Annotated in this window: 20 protein-coding genes; 14 read left to right on the top strand and 6 right to left on the bottom strand. The window is 69.1% G+C overall.

The annotated features are described in order from the left end of the window. Nucleotides 1–42 precede the first annotated feature (42 nt). The 8 genes from HDA40_RS20100 (at nt 43) to HDA40_RS20065 (ending at nt 8,107) form a co-directional block, all read left to right on the top strand. On the top strand, nt 43–1,023 hold the full coding sequence (locus HDA40_RS20100) for a ribose-phosphate diphosphokinase (protein WP_253758127.1): 981 nt from the start codon (nt 43–45) through the stop codon (nt 1,021–1,023). 203 nt (nt 1,024–1,226) lie between these two features. Continuing rightward, entirely contained in the window at nt 1,227–1,862 is a 636-nt protein-coding gene (locus HDA40_RS20095; protein ID WP_253758125.1) for a 50S ribosomal protein L25/general stress protein Ctc, read from the top strand. A gap of 73 nt (nt 1,863–1,935) precedes the next feature. Further along, nucleotides 1,936–2,523: an aminoacyl-tRNA hydrolase gene (gene pth, locus HDA40_RS20090; RefSeq protein WP_253758123.1), complete on the top strand. Its 588-nt coding sequence runs from the start codon at nt 1,936–1,938 to the stop codon at nt 2,521–2,523. 285 nt (nt 2,524–2,808) lie between these two features. Further along, nucleotides 2,809–4,161 (top strand): sugar transferase, encoded by a 1,353-nt coding sequence (locus tag HDA40_RS20085; RefSeq protein WP_253763698.1) that lies wholly within the window; start codon nt 2,809–2,811, stop codon nt 4,159–4,161. Nucleotides 4,162–4,169: 8 nt separating this feature from the next. Then, nucleotides 4,170–5,018: a 3'(2'),5'-bisphosphate nucleotidase CysQ gene (locus HDA40_RS20080; protein WP_253763697.1), complete on the top strand. Its 849-nt coding sequence runs from the start codon at nt 4,170–4,172 to the stop codon at nt 5,016–5,018. A 61-nt stretch (nt 5,019–5,079) separates the two neighbouring features. Further along, entirely contained in the window at nt 5,080–5,994 is a 915-nt protein-coding gene (cysD, locus tag HDA40_RS20075; RefSeq protein WP_253758121.1) for a sulfate adenylyltransferase subunit CysD, read from the top strand. Between the two features lie 65 nt (nt 5,995–6,059). Beyond that, nucleotides 6,060–7,337 (top strand): sulfate adenylyltransferase subunit 1, encoded by a 1,278-nt coding sequence (locus HDA40_RS20070; RefSeq protein ID WP_253763696.1) that lies wholly within the window; start codon nt 6,060–6,062, stop codon nt 7,335–7,337. Between the two features lie 170 nt (nt 7,338–7,507). Continuing rightward, nucleotides 7,508–8,107: a 2'-5' RNA ligase family protein gene (locus HDA40_RS20065; RefSeq protein ID WP_253758119.1), complete on the top strand. Its 600-nt coding sequence runs from the start codon at nt 7,508–7,510 to the stop codon at nt 8,105–8,107. Here HDA40_RS20065 and HDA40_RS20060 read toward each other — a convergent pair. Together HDA40_RS20060 and galK are read right to left on the bottom strand one after the other, a co-directional pair. Continuing rightward, nucleotides 7,992–8,975, bottom strand: a complete 984-nt coding sequence (locus HDA40_RS20060) for a YihY/virulence factor BrkB family protein (protein ID WP_253758117.1) — start codon at nt 8,973–8,975, stop codon at nt 7,992–7,994. The two genes, HDA40_RS20065 and HDA40_RS20060, sit on opposite strands and share 116 nt — an antisense overlap. 114 nt (nt 8,976–9,089) lie before the next feature. Further along, nucleotides 9,090–10,214, bottom strand: coding sequence for a galactokinase (galK, locus tag HDA40_RS20055; protein ID WP_253758115.1), 1,125 nt, complete (start codon nt 10,212–10,214; stop codon nt 9,090–9,092). A gap of 94 nt (nt 10,215–10,308) precedes the next feature. Here galK and HDA40_RS20050 point away from each other — a divergent pair, with 94 nt between their 5' ends. Further along, a complete protein-coding gene (locus HDA40_RS20050) occupies nt 10,309–11,721 on the top strand; it encodes a glycoside hydrolase family 18 protein (protein ID WP_253758113.1) in 1,413 nt (470 codons plus the stop codon). 208 nt (nt 11,722–11,929) lie between these two features. On the opposite strand, the gene galE is transcribed toward HDA40_RS20050, so the two are convergent. Further along, entirely contained in the window at nt 11,930–12,901 is a 972-nt protein-coding gene (gene galE / locus HDA40_RS20045) for a UDP-glucose 4-epimerase GalE (protein ID WP_253758111.1), read from the bottom strand. 130 nt (nt 12,902–13,031) lie between these two features. Here galE and HDA40_RS20040 point away from each other — a divergent pair, with 130 nt between their 5' ends. Further along, nucleotides 13,032–13,931 carry a hemolysin family protein gene (locus HDA40_RS20040; protein ID WP_253758109.1) on the top strand — a complete coding sequence of 300 codons (900 nt, stop codon included), beginning with the start codon at nt 13,032–13,034 and terminating at the stop codon, nt 13,929–13,931. Between the two features lie 111 nt (nt 13,932–14,042). Then, a complete protein-coding gene (gene trpS / locus HDA40_RS20035) occupies nt 14,043–15,065 on the top strand; it encodes a tryptophan--tRNA ligase (RefSeq protein ID WP_253758108.1) in 1,023 nt (340 codons plus the stop codon). Between the two features lie 31 nt (nt 15,066–15,096). On the opposite strand, the gene HDA40_RS20030 is transcribed toward trpS, so the two are convergent. The 3 genes from HDA40_RS20030 to HDA40_RS20020 form a co-directional block, all read right to left on the bottom strand. Further along, the gene (locus HDA40_RS20030; RefSeq protein WP_253758106.1) at nt 15,097–16,713 is read right to left on the bottom strand and encodes a glycoside hydrolase family 13 protein; all 1,617 of its coding nucleotides are present in this window, start codon (nt 16,711–16,713) and stop codon (nt 15,097–15,099) included. Between the two features lie 37 nt (nt 16,714–16,750). Next, entirely contained in the window at nt 16,751–18,205 is a 1,455-nt protein-coding gene (locus tag HDA40_RS20025; RefSeq protein ID WP_253758104.1) for an alpha-amylase, read from the bottom strand. 154 nt (nt 18,206–18,359) lie between these two features. Then, nucleotides 18,360–19,376, bottom strand: coding sequence for a LacI family DNA-binding transcriptional regulator (locus HDA40_RS20020; RefSeq protein WP_253758102.1), 1,017 nt, complete (start codon nt 19,374–19,376; stop codon nt 18,360–18,362). A 164-nt stretch (nt 19,377–19,540) separates the two neighbouring features. Here HDA40_RS20020 and HDA40_RS20015 point away from each other — a divergent pair, with 164 nt between their 5' ends. Genes HDA40_RS20015 through HDA40_RS20005 form a run of 3 tightly spaced genes read left to right on the top strand, consistent with a single transcriptional unit; the run spans nt 19,541 to nt 23,356 of the window. Continuing rightward, nucleotides 19,541–20,800, top strand: coding sequence for a sugar ABC transporter substrate-binding protein (locus HDA40_RS20015; protein WP_253758100.1), 1,260 nt, complete (start codon nt 19,541–19,543; stop codon nt 20,798–20,800). A 13-nt stretch (nt 20,801–20,813) separates the two neighbouring features. Continuing rightward, nucleotides 20,814–22,517, top strand: a complete 1,704-nt coding sequence (locus HDA40_RS20010; protein ID WP_253758098.1) for an ABC transporter permease subunit — start codon at nt 20,814–20,816, stop codon at nt 22,515–22,517. Further along, nucleotides 22,514–23,356, top strand: coding sequence for a sugar ABC transporter permease (locus HDA40_RS20005; RefSeq protein WP_253758096.1), 843 nt, complete (start codon nt 22,514–22,516; stop codon nt 23,354–23,356). The genes HDA40_RS20010 and HDA40_RS20005 overlap by 4 nt, the downstream gene beginning before the upstream one ends. The last annotated feature ends 9 nt before the right edge of the window (nt 23,357–23,365 follow it).

Below are 23,365 nucleotides of genomic sequence, written 5' to 3'. Positions count from 1 at the left end.
CATACTTGGTCGCAGTGGCGCGCGGAGGGGCAGACAGGGCCGATGGGCAGCATCGTCGCGGAGAACCGAAAGAATCTGATGCTCTTCTCGGGGCGGGCGTACCCCGAGCTCGCCGAGGAGATCGGGCAGGCCTTGGGTGTCGCACCGACCCCGACCGCCGCCTACGATTTCGCCAACGGTGAGATCTTCGTCCGGTACAAGGAGTCGGTCCGAGGATCGGACGCGTTCGTGGTCCAGTCGATCACGAGCCCGGTGAACACCTGGGTCATGGAGACCCTGATCATGATCGACGCCCTGAAGCGGGGCTCGGCCAAGCGGATCACCGTGGTGCTCCCCTTCTACCCGTACGCCCGCCAGGACAAGAAGCACCGCGGTCGGGAGCCGATCTCGGCCCGCCTCATCGCCGACCTGCTCAAGACGGCGGGTGCCAACCGGATCCTCACCGTGGATCTGCATACCGCGCAGATCCAGGGGTTCTTCGACGGCCCGGTGGACCACCTGTTCGCGATGGACACGCTCGCGGGCTACGTCGAGGCGAAGTACGGCGATCGCGCGCTCACCGTGGTCGCGCCCGACTCGGGCCGGGTCCGGGTCGGCGAGCGCTGGACCGACCGGCTGGGCGGTTGTCCGCTGGCCTTCATCCACAAGACCCGCGATCCGCTCAAGCCCAACCAGGTGGTGGCGAACCGGGTGATCGGTGAGGTTGAGGGACGAACCTGCATCATCGTCGACGACATGATCGACACGGCCGGCACCATCTGCAAGGCCGCCGACATCCTGTTCGACTCCGGTGCCGGCGACGTGATCGTCGCGACGACGCACGCGATCAACTCGGACCCGGCGACCGAGCGCCTCAAGAACAGCCGCATCGCCGAGGTGATCGTGACCAACACGCTCCCGATCACGCCGGAGAAGCAGTTCGACAAGCTCACCGTGCTCTCGATCGCCCCGCTGTTGGCCCGTGCCATCCGCGAGGTATTCGACGACGGCTCGGTGACGACCCTCTTCGGTGGACTCAGCTAAGACGCCGCTCACAAAGCGGGGGTCGGCTGGGGTCACCGTCGGTGGTCGGGTAGGCTGGTCCGGTTGCCACGGCGAGGGTGCTCTGCGGGCTTCGCGGTCTGCGTTGAAGCACCGTGATCGACATGGTGCTCCGGGTCTGTGCCCGTGCGCCCTCGCGTCGGCCCACGACAGCCAGCCAGCCCGTTGAGCCAGGAGTATGAACCGTGTCTGAGGTAAAGATCAGCGCCGAGCCGCGTACGGAGTTCGGCAAGGGCGGCGCGCGTCGCACCCGCCGCGCCGGTAAGGTGCCCGCAGTCGTTTACGGGCATGGCGAGGCGCCCAAGCACATCGCCCTGCCCGCCCGGGAGTTCGCCGCGGCGATCCGCCACGGCGGCATGACCACCGTCTTCGAGCTGCACGCGGAGGACGGCACGAAGACCCTCGCGCTGCCCAAGGCGATTCAGCGTGACCCGATTCGGGACACCTTCGAGCACGTCGACCTCGTCATCGTCAAGCGCGGCGAGAAGGTCACCGTGGACGTTCCGGTGCAGCTGGTCGGCACCGCGGCGGCCGGCACCCTGGTGGTGACCGAGCACGACCGCGTTTCGATCGTCGCCGAGGCGCTGCACCTGCCCGATTCGCTGGAGGCCTCGATCGACGGCCTCGACGCCGGTGCGCACGTCACCGCCGGCGACATCAAGCTGCCGCGGGGCGTCGAGCTCGCGACCGACGCGGAGACCACCATCGCCGTCGTCAGCGTCGCGCCGACCGCCGAGCAGCTCGAGGGCGAGACCGCCGAGGCTGCCGTGGAGGCCGAGGAGGGCGAGGCCGCCGAGGCCGAGGCTCCCGCCGAGAGCTGAGTTCTCCTTCGAAGACGGCCGCCACCATGTGGCGGCCTTCTTCTTTCTGGCATCGTGTACGCGGGAGGTGCGTGTGAGCACGTGGCTGGTGGTCGGTCTGGGCAACCCGGGTCCGCAGTACGCGCAGAACCGGCACAACGTCGGCTTCATGGTCGCCGACCTGCTGGCGAAGCGGGTCGGGGGATCGTTCGCGCGGAAGACCCGGGGCGGTGTCGTCGAGGTGGCCGAGGGTCGCCTGGGATACGGCGTGGATGCCCCGAAACTGGTGCTGGCCAAGCCGCTGACGTACATGAACCTGTCGGGCGGCCCGGTCGCCGCGCTCGCGCAGTTCTACAAGGTGCCGCCGGCGCAGGTCGTCGCGGTGCACGACGAACTGGACATCCCCTACGGCCAGATCCGGATGAAGCTGGGCGGCGGCGAGGGCGGCCATAACGGTCTGCGCTCGATGAGCAAGTCACTGTCGACAAAGGACTATTTGCGGGTCCGGTTCGGTATCGGCCGGCCGCCTGGCCGCCAGGATCCGGCCGATTTCGTGCTCTCCGACTTCTCGGGGTCTGAGCGCAAAGAACTCGAGTTCCTCGTCGATCGGGCCGCCGACGCGGTGGAGTCGCTGATCGTCAAGGGCTTGGAGCCCACCCAGAACGCGTACCACGCGGCGTGACGTTGCCGCTGCTCACCCGTTGAACATGCCGACATAACGGGCGTCCGCAGCGCCCGCGCGTCAGCGAGCGGGGGGTGCGTGATGGCGGAGGAACAGCGTCGAACTGGGCCCCGGCCGCATCCACGTGTGGCCACGCCGCCTGTACCGCCGATCCTGGATACGCGGCCGCTGACGGAGATCGACACCGTCGTGCTGCCGCGGCTGCTGCCGGGGGCGTACCAGTATGTGCATCCGGCCCTCGTGCGGCGGGCTCGCCGCTGGGAGACGCGGTATCAGCTCACACTGATGCTCGCCGACTTCCTCGTCGGGCTCGGCGCCGGCTGGCTCGCCTTCCATCTGCGATTCAGTCAGCTCACCTCGTATACCCGGATCTATCTGGTGCTGTCGGCGTTGCTGCCGATCGTGCTGGTGTCGGTGCTTGCGCTCGCGCGGGCGTACGACACCCGGTTCCTCTACGTCGGCACCGACGAGTACGACCGGGTGATACGGGGCGGTCTGGCGCTGACGGCAGGGATCGCGATCTTCTCGTACGCCTTCGAGCTGCCCACAGCGCGGAGCTATGTGCTCGTCGCGCTGCCGGCGGCCACCGCGACCGCGATCGTGGTGCGGTTCTGTCTGCGCAAACGGCTGCACCGCCGACGGTCGCGGGGTGAATGCCTGCGCCGCGTGATCGTCGTCGGCCACGAGCTGGCGGTCGTCGCCATGACGCACCAGCTGCGGCGGGAACGGTTTCACGGCCTCGACGTCGTCGGCGCGTGCGTGCCGGCCGACGGCGACGGACAAGTGGGACTGCCGGTCTTCGGCAACTTCGACGAGGTGGCCGAGGCGGTACGCCGGGCGGGTGCGGACACCGTGATCGTGCTGAGCTGCCCCGAACTGGACGGGCATCGGCTGCGGCGGATGGCTTGGCGGCTGGAGGGCGACGACGTCGACCTCATCGTGGCCAGTGCGCTGATGGATGTGGCGGGCGATCGGACGACGCTGCGCCCCGTCGACGGCCTGCCGATGCTGCACGTCGACCACCCCCGGTTGTCCGGGGGTGGTCGGGTCGTCAAGGAGCTGGTCGACCGGGCCGGCGCGGCCCTGCTCATCGGGCTCCTCTCGCCGCTGTTCGGGCTCATCGCGTGGCGTATCCGCCGGGACTCACCCGGCCCGGTGCTGTTCCGTCAGGTGAGAGTCGGCCGGGACGGGCGGGAGTTCCGCATTTACAAATTCCGTACCATGCACGTCGACGCAGAGGCGCGTCTGAGCGAACTCCGACACCTCAATGAGAATGATCGGGTTCTCTTCAAGATCCGTGACGATCCGCGGGTGACCGATGTGGGGCGCTGGCTGCGCCGGCTCTCCCTCGACGAGCTGCCGCAGCTGTTCAACGTCCTCGCCGGGCAGATGTCGCTCGTGGGTCCCCGCCCGCCGCTGCCGCAGGAGGTGGCCATGTACCACGACGACGTGCTGCGCCGCCTCGCGGTCAAGCCGGGGATGACCGGCCTCTGGCAGGTGTCCGGCCGATCGGATCTGCCGTGGGAGGAAGCCGTCCGGCTCGACCTGCGGTACGTCGAGAACTGGTCGCTCTCGTTGGACCTGGTGATCCTGTTGCGCACGCTCACCGCCGTGATACGCACATCTGGGGCCTACTGATGACCGACATGCTGGACGCCGAACTCGCCCGCCACCTCGCCACCCGGGCCGGAGAGCTGTTGCTCGGCCTGCGTACGGAGCTGGGCTTCACCGACCCGGGCCGGCTGCGCGACGAGGGGGACCGGCGTTCGCACGAGTACCTCATGGCGCAGCTGGCCGCGTGGCGGCCCGACGACTCGGTCCTCTCCGAGGAGGCGCTGGGCGCCCGGGACGCCGACGAGGCCGCCGAACGCCTGGGCGCCGAACGGATCTGGATCGTCGATCCGCTCGACGGCACCCGCGAGTACGCCGAACCCGGCCGTACCGATTGGGCGGTGCACGTCGCGTTGTGGACCACCGCGGCCGCCAGCACAGCGCGCCGCCGTCGGCGTACCAGTGGGTCGTCGAAGAGCGACCAGGGACGGCTCGCCGCCGGAGCAATCGCGTTGCCCGCCCAGGGCAGCGTGCTGGCCACGGACAGCGCGCCGCAGTCGCCGCCGGAGCAGACCGCGCACGGCGCCCAGGTACGCATCGCGGTGAGCCGCAGCCGGCCGCCGGAGTTCGTGGCGCGCGTGGCCGAGGAGCTGGGCGCGGTGCCGGTGCCGATGGGGTCGGCGGGCGCGAAGATCGCCGCGGTGATCTCCGGCGAGGTCGACGCCTATCTGCACGCGGGCGGGCAGTACGAGTGGGACTCCGCCGCGCCGGTCGCGGTCGCGCTGGCCCAGGGTCTGCACGCCTCCCGGCTGGACGGTTCGCCGTTGATCTACAACCAGGCCGACCCGCGGCTGCCGGACCTGCTGGTCTGCCGGTCGCGGCTGGCGCGGCCACTACTGGCGGCCGTCGAACGCGAACTGTTGAGCACGTCACAGGCTGGTTGAACCAGCCTCGATTGCCGGGTAGCTTAATTCCCCAGCAAAGCACTAGGAAAGGTCTGGAAATATGGGCCAGACGAATGCCGCCTATCGCATATCGCACCTGGATGCTCTCGAAGCGGAGAGCGTCTTCGTCATGCGCGAGGTCGCTGCCGAGTTCGAGCGCCCGGTGCTGCTGTTCTCCGGCGGCAAGGACTCGATCGTCATGCTCCGGCTGGCGGAGAAGGCATTCCACCCGGGTCGCATCCCGTTCCCGGTGATGCACGTCGACACCGGGCACAACTTCCCCGAGGTGCTGGAGTACCGCGACCGGCGAGTGGCCGAACTCGGCGTCCAGCTGGTGATCGCCAGCGTCCCCGAGGCGCTGGAGCGCGGCCTGGTCCGCGAGCCCGCCGACGGCACGCGCAATCGCATCCAGACCCCGGTGCTGCTCGACGCCGTGGAGAAGTACCGCTTCGACGCCCTGTTCGGCGGGGCCCGGCGCGACGAGGAGAAAGCTCGGGCCAAGGAACGGGTCTTCAGCTTCCGCGACGAATTCGGCCAATGGGACCCGCGCAACCAGCGCCCTGAGCTGTGGTCGCTGTACAACTCCAAGATCAGCCCTGGCGAGTCGATCCGGGTGTTCCCACTGTCCAACTGGACCGAACTGGACATCTGGCACTACATCGCCCGGGAGCGCATCGACCTGCCCTCGATCTACTTCGCGCACGACCGCGAGGTCGTCGACCGCGGCGGCATGCTCTACGGCGTCAACGAGTTCATCCGCCCCCGGGCCGGCGAGACCGTCACCAAGCGGCGCGTCCGCTACCGCACGGTCGGCGACGCGAGCATGACGGCGGCGGTGCCCTCCGAGGCCGACACCGTGGAGAAGGTGATCGACGAGGTCGCCTCGACCCGGATCACCGAACGCGGCGCGACCCGAGGCGACGACAAGGTCAGCGAGGCGGCGATGGAAGACCGCAAGCGGGAGGGGTATTTCTAATGGCCTTGTCACAGATCAAACCCGCTGAGTCGGCGGTGCCGACGCTGACGAGCCCGTCGGCCCGCATGACTGTATCTCCGGTCGACAAAGTCGACATGCTCCGGTTCGCCACCGCCGGATCGGTCGACGACGGCAAGTCGACCCTCATCGGGCGGCTGCTCTACGACACCAAGTCGCTGTTCACCGACCAGCTCGAAGCGGTCGAGGCGGTCAGCGCCGCCCGGGGCGACGAGTACACCAATCTCGCGCTGCTGACCGACGGCCTGCGAGCGGAACGCGAGCAGGGCATCACCATCGACGTCGCGTACCGGTATTTCGCCACGCCCCGGCGCAAGTTCATCATCGGCGACACCCCCGGGCACATCCAGTACACCCGGAACATGGTCACCGGGGCGTCCACGGCGGACCTCGCGATCATCCTGGTGGACGCCCGCAAGGGCCTGGTCGAGCAGTCCCGGCGGCACGCCTTCCTCTGCTCCCTCCTGCGCGTGCCACACCTGGTGCTCTGCGTCAACAAGATGGACCTGGTGGACTACTCGCAGGAGGTCTTCGACGCCATCGCCGACGAGTTCGCGTCGTTCGCCGCCAAGCTCGACGCGCCCGACCTCACCGCGATCCCCGTCTCGGCGCTCAACGGCGACAACATCGTCGGCCGCAGCGACAAGATGCCGTGGTACGAGGGCCCGTCGTTGCTGCACCACCTGGAGCACGTGCACATCGCGTCCGACCGCAACCTCGTCGACGTGCGCTTCCCGGTGCAGTACGTGATCCGGCCGCAGTCCTCGGCCGTCCTCGACTACCGCGGGTACGCCGGACAGGTCGCCTCGGGCGTACTGAAGCCCGGGGACGAGGTGCTCGTCCTGCCCAGCGGCCTGACCACACGCATCGCCGGGATCGACACCGCCGACGGCCCGGTCGACGAGGCGTTCCCCCCGATGTCGGTCACGGTCCGGCTGGAAGACGAGATCGACATCGCCCGGGGCGACCTCATCTGCCGCCCGCACAACGCGCCGGCGGTGGCCCAGGACATCGAGGCGATGGTCTGCTGGATGGACGAGAGCGCACCGCTGTCCGTCGGCGGCAAGTACGCCATCAAGCACACGACCCGTTCGGTGCGCGGCATCGTCAAGGCTCTGCACTACCGGCTGGACATCAACACGCTGCACCGCGACGAGGCGGCCTCCTCGTTGGGGCTCAACGAGATCGGGCGGATCCGGCTGCGTACGACCCAGCCGCTGCTGGTCGACGAGTATCGGCGGAACCGGACGACAGGCGGGTTCATCATCATCGACGAGGTGACGAACCGGACCGTCGGGGCGGGGATGATCGTCGCCGCGTCCTGACCCCGGCCTTCCCGGCGGAACGCGCACGCCCGGCTTTCCGGCGGAGCGCTTTCGTGAATGAGGGCGGGTTCAGCTCGCGTGATCCCGGCGAACGGGTGATGATCGCTGGAGGAACGGACGATCCTCGCCGGGACTCCGATGGCTACAGTCCCAGCCGAAAGGGGGCGGCCATGACGCAGACCGTCCGCATCGGCGTGGCGGTCGACGTCCCGCCCCCGTGGGGACCACAGCTCACCCGCCATCGCATCGAGGCGGGTGATCCACTCGGCGCGGCCATCCCCGCGCACGTCACCCTGCTCGGGCCGACCGAGATCGACGCGACCGAGCTGGCCGCGATCGAGCGGCACCTCGCCACGGTGGCCGCGGAACACGGCGAGTTCGAGCTGCTCCTCCGTGGCACCGGCACCTTCCGGCCGATCACCGAGGTCGTGTTCGTGGCCGTCGCGGCCGGGATCAGCGAATGCGAGCAGCTGGCCGCCGCGATCACCGCCACACCGGAACTCCAGCGGCCGCGGCACTACCCCTACCACCCACACGTGACGATCGCTCAGGACGTGCCCGAGCCGGCCCTCGACGACGTCTTCGAGAAACTGGCCGGGTTCGAGGCCCGGTTCGACGTCAGCGAGTTCACGCTGTTCACGCACACGGGCGACATCAAGTCGCCGGAGAACCGCTGGCACCCCCAGCGGGACTATCGGCTGGCGGGTCCGTCGGCTCCGATCGGCCCTCGGGGGAATCGGCCGGGCGCGGCCCCGCGGCGAGGTCGATGAACCGGCCACGGGTCGAACTGGCGGCCAGCGCCGCGCCCCACAGCACGATCTGGTTGAAGAAGTACAGGTAGAGCAGCAGTACGCCGGTCGTCGCGATCACCGTGGCGGTCGGATAGAACCGCAGCGAATGGGTGAAGTACGCCCGGCCGCCCCAGTTGAGCAGCGACACCCCGATGCCGACCGTGATCGCCGGGGGGATCAGCCGCCGCGGCTGGACGTGCAACCGCGGCAGCACCGTCAGCAGCGCCGCCCCGATGAAGCTGTTGACCAGGAGCGTCACGGCCACGGTCGCCACCGTCAGCCAGACCGAGGACGTGTCGCCGGAGATCCAGCCGAACAAGGCGGCCGACAAGTCGATCACGGCCAGCGACAGTCCTAGAACCAGCGTCAGCGCCAGCAGCATCCCCAGATCGACCACCCGGCGGACGAAGAGGTTGCCCGGGTGCTGCTCCAGCCGCCAGATCGCCCGCTGCGAGGTGCGGAAGGCGTCGACCCAGCCGAGCCCGGTGAACACCAGGCCGACCAGACCGAAGATCCCGATCGCGGTGGAATTGGCCTGCAGCTGCTCCGGCTGGAAGGTCGGCAGCGTCTGCGCGAGCCAGTCGGTGACGGCTCCCTTGACGGTGTCGTTCGAGCTGAACACGATGCCGAAGACCGAGAACGCGACGAGGGACAGCGCGAAGAGCGCGAAGAAGGCGTAGTAGGCGATCGCGGCGGCGAGCCGCCCGCCGAGCACCTCCGAGTAGCGTTCCTTCGCGGCCCAGACGTTGTCGAAGGCACTGGAGCGCTTCCGTGCGGCGGCCACGGAATCTTCATAGCGCTCCAGCATCGCGCTGCCAACCCGCTGGATCCGTCGGAAGATCGCCACCACACGTTCATCTTCGCGGATGCGGCCGCCTGTCTCGCATGCAGATCAGGGATATCCATGTGATCTTGGGGCCGGATTGCACGGATATCCGTGATCTGCCGCTCGGCAGGAGACTCAGACGGGGCCGGCGCCGGCGCTCGGGACGGCCTTGAACGCGGCCGGCTCGGCGAAACCGTGCTCGGCGAACGCCTTGGCGACCGCGTCGGCGACGTTGTCCACCCGGTCGGCGTCGACCAGGGCGATGACGCAGCCGCCGAAGCCGCCGCCGGTCATCCGGGCACCGTAGGCCCCTGCGGTCAGCGCTGCGGTCACCGCGACGTCCAGCTCCGGCACGGTCACCTCGAAATCGTCGCGCAGCGACGCGTGCGACGCGGTCATCAGCGGCCCGATCTCCCGGTGCCGGCCCGAGCGCAGCAGCTCGATGGTGTCCAGCACCCGCTGATTCTCGGTGATCGCGTGGCGCGCACGGCGTACCAGCAGGTCGTCGGAGAGCCGGTCCAGATCGGCCGGGACCGCGTCGCGGAGGGCGGCCACCCCGAGTTCCGCCGCCGCCTGCTCGCAGGCCGCCCGGCGCGCGGCGTATTCGCCGCCCGCGTGCTGGTGCGGCGCGCGGGTGTCGATCACCAGGATGGCCAGGCCGTCCGCGGCCAGATCGAACGGGATCTGCTCGGTACGCAGCGAGCGGCAGTCCATGAAGAGGGCGTTGCCGGCGGTGCAGAGGATCGAGGCGGACTGGTCCAGGATGCCGGTCGGTACGCCGACGTAGTCGTTCTCGACCCGCTGGGCGAGCCGAGGCCGGTCGGCGATCGGGATGTCCAGCCCGGCCAGGTCGACGAGGGCGGTCAGCACAGCGCATTCGAGCGAGGCCGACGAGGACAGCCCGGAGCCGATCGGGACGTCGGAGGCGACGGTGAGCCGGGCGCCGGGGACGCGATGGCCCTGCTCGGCCAGCACCCAGACCACGCCCGCCACGTACGCCGCCCAGCCGTCGACCTTGGCGTCCAGGGTGAACTCGACGGTCTCGCCGGTCAGCTCCGAGGTGACCGCCCAGCGCTGCTCGGGCAGCACGTCGGCGGCGACGGAGGTGCGGTGCGGCAGCGCGAAGGGGAGGACGAAGCCGTCGTTGTAGTCGGTGTGCTCGCCGATGAGGTTCACGCGGCCGGGCGCGGCCCAGATGCCGACCGGCTCAATCCCGTAGAGGTGCTGGAAAAGGCCATGAGCGCGGGCGGCTGCTGTCATGGGCTGGATGGTAGTCGGCGTACATCGGAGCAGCCCAGCGACCCTATCTGTTAGGACTCTTGACAGATGCTCGACGAGAAGTGAGGGTCGTCACATGATTCGTTCACTCGTCAGGCCGGGCGTCGCCCTCGCGGCGGCGCTCGCCGCCGGCGTCGCGCTCCTGCCCGCACAGGCCGCCAGCGCCGGCGCCCCGCTCGGCGGGCAGGCGCCGAAGAAGGTCGTCTCGGCCTACTTCGCCGACTGGAACGTCTACGGGCGGGGCTACTACGTCAAGGACATCCCCGTCGACAAGCTCAACGTCATCCAGTACGCCTTTGGCGTACCCACCTTCGACGCGGCGACCGAGACCCCCGGTTGCTCCGTCCTCGACCCCTGGGCGGACTTCCAGCAGGTCTACTGGTCCGGCGAGAACACCGTCGACGGCGTCGCCGACAACTATCCCGACCAGCGCCTCTACGGCAACTTCAACCAGCTGAGGAAGCTGAAGGCGGCCAACCCGGGGCTGAAGGTCGAGATCTCCCTCGGCGGCTGGACCAAGTCCACCCACTTCGCCCAGGTCGCCAAGACCGCCGCGCGCCGTCAGGCGTTCGTCGCGTCCTGCATCGACACCTTCATCAAGGGCAACCTGCCCACCGGCGGCTGGCCGGAGAACGCCGGGGGCATCGGGGCCGCCGCGGGCGTCTTCGACGGCATCGACCTGGACTGGGAGTACCCCACGGCCAAGGCCGACGGCAACATCGACTACGGCCCGGAGGACCGGCACAACGCCACCCTGCTGGCCCAGGAGTTCCGCCGTCAGCTCGACGCCCTGAGCCGCGAGACCGGGCAGCACTACCTGCTCACCGCGGCGCTCCCGGCGGCGAAGAACTCCACCAAGTACTACGAGCTGCGCGACTTCGTGAAGCAGCTCGACTGGGTCAACATCATGACGTACGACTTCAACGTCATGGGTGGTGCCGTCGCCGCGCACGACACGCTGTTCACGCGGGACCCCCGGGATCCGAACGCGTCCGACTGGACGTGGAACACCGTCGGCACCGTCGCGTACTACCTGGCTCAAGGCGTACCGGCGAAGAAGATCGTCGTCGGCGTGCCGTTCTACGCCAACCAGTACATCCGCTCCGACGCGGGACTCTACGGGCCCTTCGACAACACCGGGCTCGACGGGGAATCGCTGCAATGGGACCAGAAACCGCAGCCGTCCTACCACGACCTGGTGGACGTGGCGGGCGTCGTGTCGCCGACCGGGGCCGGCGCGAACGGGTACACCCGCAAGTGGAACGCCCTGGCCGGCGAGCCCTACCTGGTCAACCCCGCTGGTACGCACGCCCTCGCCTCCGGCACGGTCACGGTCGCCACGACGATCTGCTACTCGGACCCGCGCTCGATCGGGGAGCGGACGGCGCTCGTCAAGGCCCTCGGCCTGCGGGGAGCGATGGCCTGGGAGATCTCCCAGGACTCCGACGACGGGGCGCTGATCGGGGCGCTCGCCCCCATCCTGCGCTGACCGGTTCGACCGGCCGCCACTGCTCGCGGCTGGGTTGACCGGCCGGGGGGTGATCTAGGCGGGAAATGGCTGCTCTGGCGACCATTTCTCGCCTAGATCTGTCCGACGGGGTGATCTTGAACAGAAAACGTCGCCAGGGCTGCGGAAACTCTTCAAGATCACCGCCAGTCGCGCGGCAGCGCGTCCCGCGCGACTGGCGGTTGGAGCGTCAGCGGCCCTGGTAGAAGGCCCAAGCATCCGCGACGATCGCCTCCAGCGAGGTACGCGTAGGCGTCCAGCCGAGGTCGGCCTGGGCGAGCGCGGAGGAGGCGTACAGGGAGGCGGGGTCGCCGGGCCGTCGGGGCAGCCATTCGACCGGAACCGGGTGCCCGGTGACGGTGCGTACGGCGTCGATGACCTGGGCGTTCGAGAATCCGGTCCCGCTGCCGAGGTTGTAGATCTTGTGCTCCCCGGGCACCGCTGCCGTCAGGGCGAGCAGGTGCGCTTCGGCCAGGTCGGCGACATGGATGTAGTCGCGGATGCAGGTGCCGTCGGGGGTCGGGTAGTCGTCGCCGAACATCGGCAGCTTCTCCCGCTTCCCGGCCGCCACTTCGAGGGCGATCGGGATCAGGTGCGTCTCCGGGTCGTGGCGCTCGCCGATCATGCCGCCGTCCTCGCGTACCAATGCGCCTGCGACGTTGAAGTAGCGCAAGCTGACCGCGGCGAGCTTGTGCGCGCGGGCCTCGGACGCGATGGCCAGGTCGACGGCGAGTTTGGTCGCGCCGTAGGTGTTGATCGGCATGGTGATCGCGCGCTCCGTGAGCGGCAGTTCGGACGGCTCGCCGTAGCAGGCGGCGGTCGAGGAGAAGATGAGCCGCTTCACCCCCGCCGTACGCATCGCGTCCAGCAGGTTGAGCCCGGCCCGGGTGTTGGCCTCCCAGTGCAGCTCCGGGTGGGTCATCGACTCGCCCGCCGAGATGAGCCCGGCGAAGTGCAATACGCCGTCGAAGCCCGCGTCCGGCGTGAGGACGTCGCCGACCTCCTGGACTCGCGCCTGGACGAAGGTGGCGTCGGCGGGGACCTGTGCGGCGTCGTTGCGCGACAGGTCGTCCAGGACCACTACCTCGTGGCCGGCGTCGAGTAGCAGGCGGGTGACCGTTGCGCCGACGAATCCGGCGCCCCCGGTGACGAGCAGCTTCATCTGACCTCCCTAACAGTTCCCTGGCAACACTACGTGCTGGTGGGAGGAGGCCCGGCGGGAGCCGTACGATGCAAGGATGCCCGACGGTCATAGACCCGGACTCTTGGCTCGAACTCTGTCCCCGTGGATCATGAGGGTCCTGCGGGAGCGACTCAGCGAGGATCAGCTGCGCGCTCTCGTGACCACCAACACGCATCTCGGCGGCGATGAGCGCCGCATCATCGACGAGGTCTGGGCGAGCGGGAACTCCCTGATCCGCGAGGTCATGGTGCCCCGGCCGGACGTCGTCTTCCTCGACGCCCGCTGGGCGCGGCCACAGGCCGAGGCGGTGGCCCGTGCGCACAACCACTCCCGGTTTCCGGTGGTCGACGGTGACGCCGACAACGTGATCGGCTTCGTCCACCTGCGGGATCTGCTCGCGGGCGACCCGGCGACTCCGTTGCGCGTACTGGTGCGGGAGATCATGCGCCTGCCGGCCGCCATTCGGATTCTGCCCGCTTTGTCCGAGCTGCGGCGGGAACGTCACCAGCTGGCCCTGGTCGTCGACGAATACGGCGGCACCGCAGGCATCGTCACCTTGGAAGACTTGATCGAGCAGCTCGTCGGGGAGATCCACGACGAGTACGACGAGGACGACGAGCCGTTCACCGGCCTGCTCCCGGCCGAGGTCGAGGGTCGCCTCAGCCTGACCGACTTCGCCCGGCGTACCGGGGTGGAGCTGGCCCAGGGGCCGTACGAGACGCTCGGCGGCTACCTCATGGCCGCGCTCGGCCGGCTCGCGCGGGTCGGCGACCAGGTCGAGGTCCCGGGCGGTGCGGTCACGCTGCGCGTCCTCGCGCTCGACGGCCGCCGGATCGCGCGGGTCGTCCTCGCCCGGGTGGCCGAGGTCCCGCACCAGCTTCCGGCCGCGCCGGTCCCACTCGCCCTGCCGGCGGGTACGCCCCCGGCCGCGATCGAAGCCGGCAGCCCTGCGCCGGCCGTCCCCGCCATCTCCGCCTCCGCCGCCTCCGCCCCCGCCTCGGCCCGTTGATCATGGACTTGACCGTGGTCTCGACGGTGTGTCGACACCGGAAACTCCATGATCAACGGAGGTGGCGCGGGGCGGTCGATGCGGTGGCGCGCGGACTGGAACAATAGGCCCATGTCTGTTGCGCCGACCGATCGCCGTCCCCGGGTGCTGTCCGGGATCCAGCCCACCGCGGACTCGTTCCACCTGGGCAACTATCTCGGCGCGGTCCGCAACTGGGTGACCATGCAGGACACCTGCGACGCGTACTACATGGTCGTCGACCTGCACGCGATCACCGCAGGCCACGACGCGAAGGTGCTCCGCGACCGGACCCGGGTGAGCCTGGCCCAGTTGCTGGCGTTCGGCATCGACCCGACGCGCAGCACCCTGTTCATCCAGTCGCACGTCCCCGAGCACGCGCAGCTGGGCTGGGTGCTCAGCTGCATCACGGGCTTCGGCGAGGCGTCCCGGATGACCCAGTTCAAGGACAAGTCGGCCAAGCAGGGCGCCGAGCGGTCCAGCGTCGGGCTGTTCACCTACCCGATCCTGCAGGCCGCCGACATCCTGCTCTACCAGGCCGACGCCGTGCCGGTCGGCGAGGACCAGCGCCAGCACCTGGAGCTGACCCGCGACCTGGCCCAGCGGTTCAACCACCTCTTCGGCAAGACGTTCACCCTGCCGGAGGCGTACATCCCGAAGGCGACCGCGAAGATCCTCGACCTGCAGGACCCGACGGCGAAGATGTCGAAGTCGTCGTCTTCGCCGACCGGCCTGCTGGAGATCATGGAGGACAAGGCGCGCTCGGCGAAGAAGATCAAGTCGGCGGTGACCGACACAGGTCGCGAGATCCTCTTCGACCCCGAGGACAAGCCCGGGGTGAGCAACCTGCTGACGATCTACTCGGCGCTGTCCGGCCGGACGATCGAGGACCTGGTCACGGCGTACGCGGGCAAGGGCTACGGCGACCTGAAGAAGGACCTCGCCGAGGTCTTCGTCGACTTCGTGACGCCGATCCAGGCGGCCACCCGGGAGTACCTCGACGACCCGGCGCAGCTGGACAAGATGCTGGCGATCGGCGCGGAGAAGGCGCGGGCGGTGGCGTCCCAGACGCTCGCCGCTGTCTACGACCACGTCGGCTTCATCCCCGCTAAGTAGCGGACGCTACTTAGCGGGGAGCGGCCGCTGATCAGGCGGTGAGGTAGGCGGTGGTGTCGGCCGGGAGGCGGCCGTCGCCGTCGAGCGGACCGCTCGCCAGCAGCACCGCCGAGCCGTAGGAGGCCAGGTCGACCGGCTCGCCGGAGACGTTCGCGACGACCACGAGGCCGGGCTCCCGCCGCAGCGCCAGTACGCCGGTCGGGCTGTCCAGCCAGGTCAGCGTGCCGCCGCCGAGCCCGGGCTGCTCCTTGCGTACGCGCAGCGCCGAGCGGTAGAGGTTGAGCGTCGACGCCGGATCGTTCTCCTGCGCCTCCGCGGTCAACGCCGCCCACGACGCCGGCTGCGGCAGCCACGGCTGGGCCGAACCGGCCGGGCCGAAGCCGAATCCGGTCTCGGCTCCGCCCGACCAGGGCAGCGGCACCCGGCAGCCGTCCCGGCTCTCGCCCGTACGCCGGAACGCGGGGTCCTCCCGCAGCTCGTCGGGCAGGTCGAGGACCTCGTTGAGGCCGAGTTCCTCGCCGTTGTAGAGGTACGCCGAGCCGGGCAGCGCGAGCATGAGCAGCGTTCCGGCGCGGGCACGGGCGAGCCCGAGGTCGCCGTCGCCGTACCGGGTCACGTGGCGGTGCTTGTCGTGGTTCGACAGGACCCAGGTGGTCGGCGCGCCGACGAGGTCGGCTTCGGCCAGGGATTTGTCGATGATGGTCCGGAACGACTCGGCGTCCCACGAGGCCATCATGAAGTCGAAGTTGAAGGCCTGGTGCAGCTCGTCGGAGCCGATGTAGCGGGCCAGCCGCTGGGCGTCGGGCACCCACGCCTCGGCGACGGCCATCCGGCCACCGGCGTACGAGTCGAGGATCGGCCGCCATTCGCGGTAGATCTCGTGGACGCCGTCCTGGTCGAAGTAGGGCAGCGTGTCGTTGCCGATCATGACGACCTGACGTTCGCCGTCGGCGCTCGTGCGGCCGACGTTCGGCAGGCCGTCGGCCTTGATCATCCCGTGGGCCACGTCGATTCGGAAGCCGTCGACGCCCCGGTCCAGCCAGAACCGCAGGATGTCGCGGAACTCGGCCCGGACCGCCGGGTGCTCCCAGTTGAAGTCGGGCTGACCGGGGTCGAACAGGTGCAGGTACCACTGCCCGTCGGGAACTCGGGTCCAGGCCGGTCCGCCGAAGATGGACTCCCAGTCGTTCGGCGGCAGCTCACCCTGCTCGCCCTGGCCGTCGCGGAAGACGAACAGGGCACGCTCGGCCGAACCGGGGCCGGCGGCCAGCGCCGCCTGGAACCATTCGTGCTCGTCGGAGCAGTGGTTGGGGACCAGGTCGACGATGATCCGGATGCCCAGCGCATGGGCCTCGGCGGTCATCTCGTCGAAGTCGGCGAGGGTGCCGAAGCGGGGATCGACGTCGCGGTAGTCGGCCACGTCGTAGCCGCCGTCGGCCAGGGGCGAGGTGTAGAACGGGCTGAGCCAGATCGCGTCGATGCCCAGATCCTTGAGATAGGGCAGCTTCTGGCGTACGCCTCGCAGGTCACCGGTGCCGTCGCCGTCGCCGTCGGCGAAGCTGCGCGGGTAGATCTGATAGACGACCGCGTCGCGCCACCAGTCGTCGTTGCCCAGGATCGTCTCGGCCGGGGCGGCGGTCGTACTCACAGGATGGTTCCTTTCGGCGGGGGTGGGTCCGTGCAACTCAGCGTGAAGTCAGGTCGAAGGCCAGCGCGCTCTGCGCTGGAATGGTGAGGGATGCCTGGCCCGAGGCGTCGACGGTGACGGCGGTGCCATGGATTCGGTCGCGGTAGATCCCGGCCGGAAGTCCGGTCTCGACGGTCCGGGTCACGGCGGCGGCTGCGCGGTTCAAGGCGAAGTATCCCTTGCCCGTACGCGCGAAGCCGAGTTGGTCGTCGGTGGTCCACCATTGCGAGACCGGCGCGTCGCCGACCGCCGTCCGGAAGGCGACCAGGTTCAGCAGTGTGCGGTGCTCGCACTCCCAGCCGTGGCCGCAGGAGACCGGCAGCGTGACGCCCTTGGCGTCGGCCGGCGGCCCGGCGTCGTAGGAGTCGAAGGTGAAGCTAGACATCACCAGCGGCGTCCCATACGGGTACGCCAGCATGAACTGCCCGGCGAGCGTATGCAGCGCGCCGTCCTGGTAGGTCAGCGTGGTGCCACCGCGCTGGCTGTCGTGACTGTCCACATAGACCACGGCGGAGGCCGACGGCTTGTAGTCGACCAACGGGGTGCCCGATCCGTCGCCGAGTCCTTCGAGATTGGCCAGGCTGCCGCCGGTACGCAGGGCCCGCGCGAGGTCCGGGCCGTACCGGGGTTCGAGAACCGCGCCGGAGGGAAGGTACTCGTCGGCCTGGATCGGTTCGCTGACGCTGAAGAGGACTTCCTGGTACAGCACGGGCGCGGTCCCGCCGGCCGTCTTGGCCAGCTTGGCGTAGATCGCGGCCAGGTCGGTCGCCGGAACGTGCTTGGCGGCGTCGATCCGGAACCCGTCGACGCCCAGCGACAGCAGATCGTTCAGGTACGCCGCCAGCCGCTGACGGACCGGTTCGCGTTCGGTCGCCAGGTCGGCGAGCCCGACGAGGTCGCAGTTCTGCACCTCGTCGCGGTTGCTGTAGTCGGAGATCGACTTGCCGCAGTGGTGGAAATCGGCGGCGCCGTCGTAGCCGGGATAGCCGGTCTGGGTGAACTTCGTCCCGGCCGAGCCGACCCCGTAGAGCTGGGCGGTCATATGGTTGACGACGGCGTCGGCGTAGATCTTGACGCCCGCCGCGTGGCAGGCGGTGACCATCGCCGCGAACGCCGCACGGTCGCCCCGCCGGCTGCCGATCGCGTAGGAGACCGGCTGGTAGTCCTGCCACCACGGGAAGCCCTGGTCGGCCAGGACCACGTGTTCCTGCGGCGGGGAGATCTGGACCGCCGCCACTCCGGCCGGGCCCAGCTGGTCGCGGCACTCGGTCGCGACCGACTTCCAGGGCCACTCGAAGAGGTGGACGACGACACCGGTTGGAGCGCTCCCAGCGGACGCCGCAGCCGACGGTGTGGGCTGGGTCGTGGGCTGGGCGGTTGCAAGCGGCGCGGCCGAGCAGCCGGAGACGGCGAGCAGCAGCGCGCATCCGGCCCGCATTCGCCACCCGCGCACGCTGCTGCTCCTCTCCACCCGCCACCTGACTGGTGACGGGATGAAGAATGCGCCGCAAACCTTGCAAACGTCAAGCAGAAGCTTTCAGCAAGTTTCATCGGCCACCGCCGGACAAGCCATCCCGGCAGGTCCCGCAATCGGCGGAACGGCGGGGTCAGCGTGCCTGGGCGGTGGAACCGCGTACGACCAGTTCGGGGCGGAAGACGTATTCGGAATGCGGTGCGGGATGGCCCAGGATCTCGTCGATGAGCGCCCGGGCGGCGGCCACCGCCATGGCCCGGATGGGCTGCCGCAACGTGGTCAGCGGCGGGTCGGTGAAGGCCATCAGCGGGGAGTCGTCGAAGCCGACCACGCTGAAGTCGTCCGGCACGCCGAGGCCCTTCTGCCGCGCCGCCCCGATCGCGCCCAGCGCCATCAGGTCGGAACCGCAGACGACGGCGGTCACACCGCGGTCCAGCAGCCGGGTCGTGGCGGCGTACCCGCCCTCGACGCCGAACAGCGGGGACAGCGAGATCATCGAGTCCATCTCGCGGTCGCTGAGGTGCAGCAACCGGCGCATCGCGTCCCGGTAGCCGGCGATCTTGCGCTGCACCGGCTGGAAGCGGTCCGGCCCGGAGATCAGGCCGATCCGCTTGTGGCCGAGCGCGGCGAGATGGGACACCGCTGCGTCGGCCGCGGCCCGCTCGTCGACCGAGACGAACGGCGCCTCCAGCCCGTCGACGAACCCGTTGACCAGCACGATCGGCAACGGCCGCGTCAGCAGCTTGCGGTAGCGGTCGGGATCCGACGTCGTGTCGGCATGCAGGCCGGACACGAAGACGATGCCGGCCACCTGCCGGTCGAGCAGCATCTCGATGTACTCGTCCTCGGTCACGCCGCCGGCGGTCTGCGTGCAGAGAACCGGGGTGTAGCCCTGTTGGGCGAGCGCCGACTCGATGATCTGAGCGAACGCCGGAAAGATGGGGTTGTCCAGCTCGGGAACTACCAGCCCGACCAGGCCCGCGCTACGTTTGCGCAGCTTGGTGGGGCGCTCGTAGCCCAGTACATCGAGCGCCGTCAGCACCGCCTGGCGGGTCTCCGTCGACACCCCAGGACGGTCGTTGAGGACCCGCGAGACCGTGGCCTCGCTCACTTCGGCCTGCCGAGCGATGTCGGCCAGACGTGCACGCATGGCGGAATGCTAACTGAACAGACAAGATCTTGCGGCCGTGGGACTGCAAGGACTTCCACTCCTTGCAAAGTCTTGCTAACGTGCGCGCAACACACAACTGCATACCCCTGGTTGACCCCCCTCTGGGCCCCTGAAGGCGTGGCCCATCTGAACAGGAGACCTTGATGCGTAGACGTACCGTCTTTGCGGCTCTGGGCGCGGCGGCGTCCGCCTCGGCGCTGGCGGCATGCGGATCGGACAAGGACGAGCCCACGGCGACCCCGTCGAAGGACAAGGGCAACGGCAAGCTGGTCATCTGGGCCGACACCAAGCGCACGGCCGTGCTCAAGAAGTACGCCGACCAGTTCGGCAAGGACAACGGCGTCACCGTCGAGGTCAAGGAGATCAGCGAGAACCTGCAGCAGGTCTTCGTGACCGCCTCGCAGCAGGGCAGCGGCCCGGACGTCGTGGTCGGCGCGCACGACTGGATCGGCAACCTGGTCCAGAACGGCGCCATCGACCCGGTGCAGCTCTCGGCGCAGCAGAAGTCGCTGTTCGCCGCGGCCGCGGTCAAGGCCGTGACGTTCAACGGCCAGATCTACGGCGCCCCGTACGCGCTGGAGAACATCGCTCTCGTGCGTAACACCGACCTGGTGCCGACCGCCCCGGCGAGCATCGAGGACCTGGTCAAGGCCGGGCAGGACCTGAAGAAGTCGGGCAAGGTCAGCGAGATCCTGCTCGACCAGTGCGGCGCTTCGGGCGACGCGTACCACATCTACCCGATCTACTCCTCGGGCGGCGGCTCGCTGTTCGGCCTGACCTCGGCCGGCGACCCGGACCCGAACAACGTCACGGTCAACAGCGCCGACTCGATCGCCGCCTTCACCAAGCTCAAGGAGCTGGGCGAGAAGGGCTCGGGCGCGCTGAAGACCTCGATCGCCGCCGAGAACGTCGTGGCCACCTTCACCGCGAAGAAGGCCGCCTTCTTCATCACCGGCTCGTGGAACATCGCCGACATCAAGAAGGCCGGCATCAAGTACGACATCACCCCGATCCCGGGCTTCGCCGGTGGCAAGCCGGCCCAGCCGTTCCTCGGCGTCCAGGCCTTCTTCGTGGCGAGCAAGGGCAAGAGCAAGGCGATGGCCCAGGAGTTCGTGGCGAACTACGTCACGAACAAGGAGGTCGCCAACGCCCTGTACGCCGCCGACCCGCGTCCGCCGGCGCTGCTGGCCGCGCAGGACGACGCGAAGACCGCCGACCCGGACGTGGCGAAGTGGCTGGACGCGGGCAAGGACGGCCTGCCGATGCCGGCCATCCCCGCCATGAACGAGATCTGGGGCCCGTTCGGCAACGCCGAGGTGGCCGTGATCAAGGGCGGCGACCCGAAGACCGCGGCGGACGCCGCCGCGAAGGCCATCAACGACGCGATCGCGAAGAAGAAGTAGGCAGCGTACGCCGATGACGACGCCGAGCACGACCTCATCCGGGTCGGGTGGCGTGACGGGCGCGGGGGGCTCCGGCTCCCCGCGCTCCGGCCTGCCCGGCCAGCGCGGTTCCGACGCACCGAAGCGTGGGACCGGGAAGTCCGCCCCTCCGTCCGAACATCGTCCCCGAGAGATCACCGTCGGTTTCCTCGTGGGCCGGCTGATCGCGCTCGGCCTCGTCGCCGCCCTGCTGCTCTTCGGGCTGCCGCCGCTGATCCGCACCGACAACTGGATCGGGGTCGGCGTACTGGTCGCGGCGGGCGCGGGGATCGCGTACCTCTATCTGACCCGGCGGCACGTGCCGCTCAAGTACCTGCTGCCCGGCACGGTCTTCCTGATCGTCTTCCAGCTCGTCCCGGTGATCCTCACGGTGAGCACCGCGTTCACGAACTTCGGCGACGGCCACCGGGGGACCAAGGAAGAGGCGATCACGGCGATCCAGACCGGCTCGCTGGAGCAGGTCACCGGGGCGGCGTCGTACAACCTGTCGCCCGCGCTCAAGGACGGCAAGCTCGTCTTCCTGCTGTTGCCGGTCGACGACAAGGGTGACCCGGTGCTGGACCAGGCGAAGGTCGGCACGGCGGACGGCCTGAGCGAGCTGCCCGGCCTCACCGACGCCAACCTGTCACTGACCAAGCAGCTCTCCGAGGTGCCCGGGTACGACATCCTTAGCAAACCGGACGCGAGCGCGCGCGGCGACGAGATCGCGAACTTCGCGGTGCCGACCGAGCAGGGGGCGATCAAGTCCAGCGGGCTGAGCAAGGCGGTCGAGCTGAAGGCGGTCCGGGCCTACGACGCGGCGTGCGACTGCGTCACGGACACCAAGACCGGCACGGTCTACCCGGCCGACGAGGCCAAGGGCTACTTCGTGAGCGCCGACGGGACCGTGCTGTCGGGCGGCCAGGGCTGGAAGGTCGGCGTCGGCTGGGCGAACTTCACCCGGATCTTCACCGACAAGACGGTCTCGGGGAACTTCTTCTCGGTCTTCGTCTGGAACGTCGTCTTCGCCCTGCTGTCGGTCCTGACGACGTTCGCGCTGGGCCTGGTGTGCGCGCTCGCGCTGCACTCGCCGCGGATGCGCGGCACCAAGATCTACCGGACGATCCTGATCCTCCCGTACGCCATGCCGTCGTTCGCGATGCTGTTGGTCTGGCGGGACATGTTCAACAAGGACTTCGGCCTGATCAACAACCTGTTCGGCTGGCACATCGACTGGCTCGGTCAGCCGACGACGGCCCGGCTGTCGTTGATCCTGGTGAACCTGTGGCTGGGCTTCCCCTACATGTTCCTGGTGGCCACCGGCGCTCTGCAGGCCATCCCGAAGGAGCTGACCGAGGCGTCGAGCATCGACGGCGCGACGGCATGGCAGGGCTTCAAGCGGGTGACGCTGCCGCTGCTGTTGGTCGCGTTGACCCCGCTGCTGATCTCCTCGTTCGCGTACAACTTCAACAACTTCAACGCGATCAAGCTGGTCACCGACGGTGGTCCGTACGCCATCGACAACGCCACGGTCGGCGCGACCGACCTGTTGATCAGCTATACCTATCGGTTGGCCTTCGGCGGCATCGCGCAGCTCGGCTTCGCGGCGGCCGTCTCGGTGATCATCTTCACGCTGGTCGCCGTCATGTCGATCATCGGGTTCCGGCGTAGCCGGTCGCTCGAGGAGGTCTACTCGTGACCTGGTTCAAGCGCACGGGCTGGCGGCATCTGGTCGCCGTCGTCGTGGCGATCTTCTCGCTCTTCCCGATCGTCTTCGTGATCTCGGCGGCGTTCAACCCGCTGGGCACGCTGGCGTCCTCCAAGCTGTGGCCGACCGGGGCGAGCGGGGAGAACTTCTCGCACCTGTTCAGCAACACGGCGTTCTCGCACTGGTTCCTGAACTCCCTGGTGATCGCGCTCGCGTCGTCGTTCGCCAGCGTCTTCCTGAGCTTCAGCGCGGCGTACGCCTTCAGCCGGATGCGCTTCCGCGGCCGCCGGGTCGGCCTGATGGCGCTCCTGCTCGTGCAGATGTTCCCGCAGTTCCTGGCGATCGTGGCGATTTTCATCCTGTTCACCGACATCACCGAGAACTGGCGCTACATCGGCTTCGACACCCCGGCCGGCCTGCTGCTGCTCTACATGGGCACGGCGCTGGGCGTGAACACCTGGCTGATGAAGGGCTTCCTCGACACGGTGCCCAAGGAGTTGGACGAGTCGGCGACCGTTGACGGCGCGTCCCACGTGCAGGTCTTCTTCCGGATCCTGCTGCCGCTGGTCGCGCCGATCCTCGCGGTCACCGCGATGCTCGCCTTCATCGGCACGATGAGCGAGGTCCTGATGGCCAACATCTTCCTCCGGGATCCCGAGTCCAAGACCCTCGCGGTCGGCCTCTACGGCCTGGTCGCGGGCGAGCGGAACACCAACTTCGGCATGTTCGCGGCGGGCACGCTGCTCACCGCGGTGCCGACTGTCGGTGTCTTCCTCTATCTCCAGAAGTACATCGTCAACGGCCTCACCGCGGGTGCGGTGAAGGGCTAGCCATCACCC

It is taken from the genome of Hamadaea flava (assembly GCF_024172085.1).
In the GTDB taxonomy this organism is placed as follows: Bacteria; Actinomycetota; Actinomycetes; order Mycobacteriales; family Micromonosporaceae; genus Hamadaea; species Hamadaea flava.
The sequence above is the reverse complement of the archived record's forward strand: the minus strand, read 5'-3'. Positions and strand labels throughout refer to the sequence as shown.

Coding starts and splice junctions, on each gene's coding strand:
- HDA40_RS20065 (WP_253758119.1), top strand. CDS start 7,508: ATGACGCAGACCGTCCGCATCGGCGTGGCGGTCGACGTCCCGCCCCCG.
- HDA40_RS20050 (WP_253758113.1), top strand. CDS start 10,309: ATGATTCGTTCACTCGTCAGGCCGGGCGTCGCCCTCGCGGCGGCGCTC.
- trpS (WP_253758108.1), top strand. CDS start 14,043: ATGTCTGTTGCGCCGACCGATCGCCGTCCCCGGGTGCTGTCCGGGATC.
- HDA40_RS20070 (WP_253763696.1), top strand. CDS start 6,060: ATGACTGTATCTCCGGTCGACAAAGTCGACATGCTCCGGTTCGCCACC.
- galK (WP_253758115.1), bottom strand. CDS start 10,214: ATGACAGCAGCCGCCCGCGCTCATGGCCTTTTCCAGCACCTCTACGGG.
- cysD (WP_253758121.1), top strand. CDS start 5,080: ATGGGCCAGACGAATGCCGCCTATCGCATATCGCACCTGGATGCTCTC.
- HDA40_RS20040 (WP_253758109.1), top strand. CDS start 13,032: ATGAGGGTCCTGCGGGAGCGACTCAGCGAGGATCAGCTGCGCGCTCTC.
- HDA40_RS20100 (WP_253758127.1), top strand. CDS start 43: ATGGGCAGCATCGTCGCGGAGAACCGAAAGAATCTGATGCTCTTCTCG.
- HDA40_RS20010 (WP_253758098.1), top strand. CDS start 20,814: ATGACGACGCCGAGCACGACCTCATCCGGGTCGGGTGGCGTGACGGGC.
- HDA40_RS20015 (WP_253758100.1), top strand. CDS start 19,541: ATGCGTAGACGTACCGTCTTTGCGGCTCTGGGCGCGGCGGCGTCCGCC.
- HDA40_RS20080 (WP_253763697.1), top strand. CDS start 4,170: ATGCTGGACGCCGAACTCGCCCGCCACCTCGCCACCCGGGCCGGAGAG.
- HDA40_RS20020 (WP_253758102.1), bottom strand. CDS start 19,376: ATGCGTGCACGTCTGGCCGACATCGCTCGGCAGGCCGAAGTGAGCGAG.
- HDA40_RS20085 (WP_253763698.1), top strand. CDS start 2,809: ATGCTCGCCGACTTCCTCGTCGGGCTCGGCGCCGGCTGGCTCGCCTTC.
- galE (WP_253758111.1), bottom strand. CDS start 12,901: ATGAAGCTGCTCGTCACCGGGGGCGCCGGATTCGTCGGCGCAACGGTC.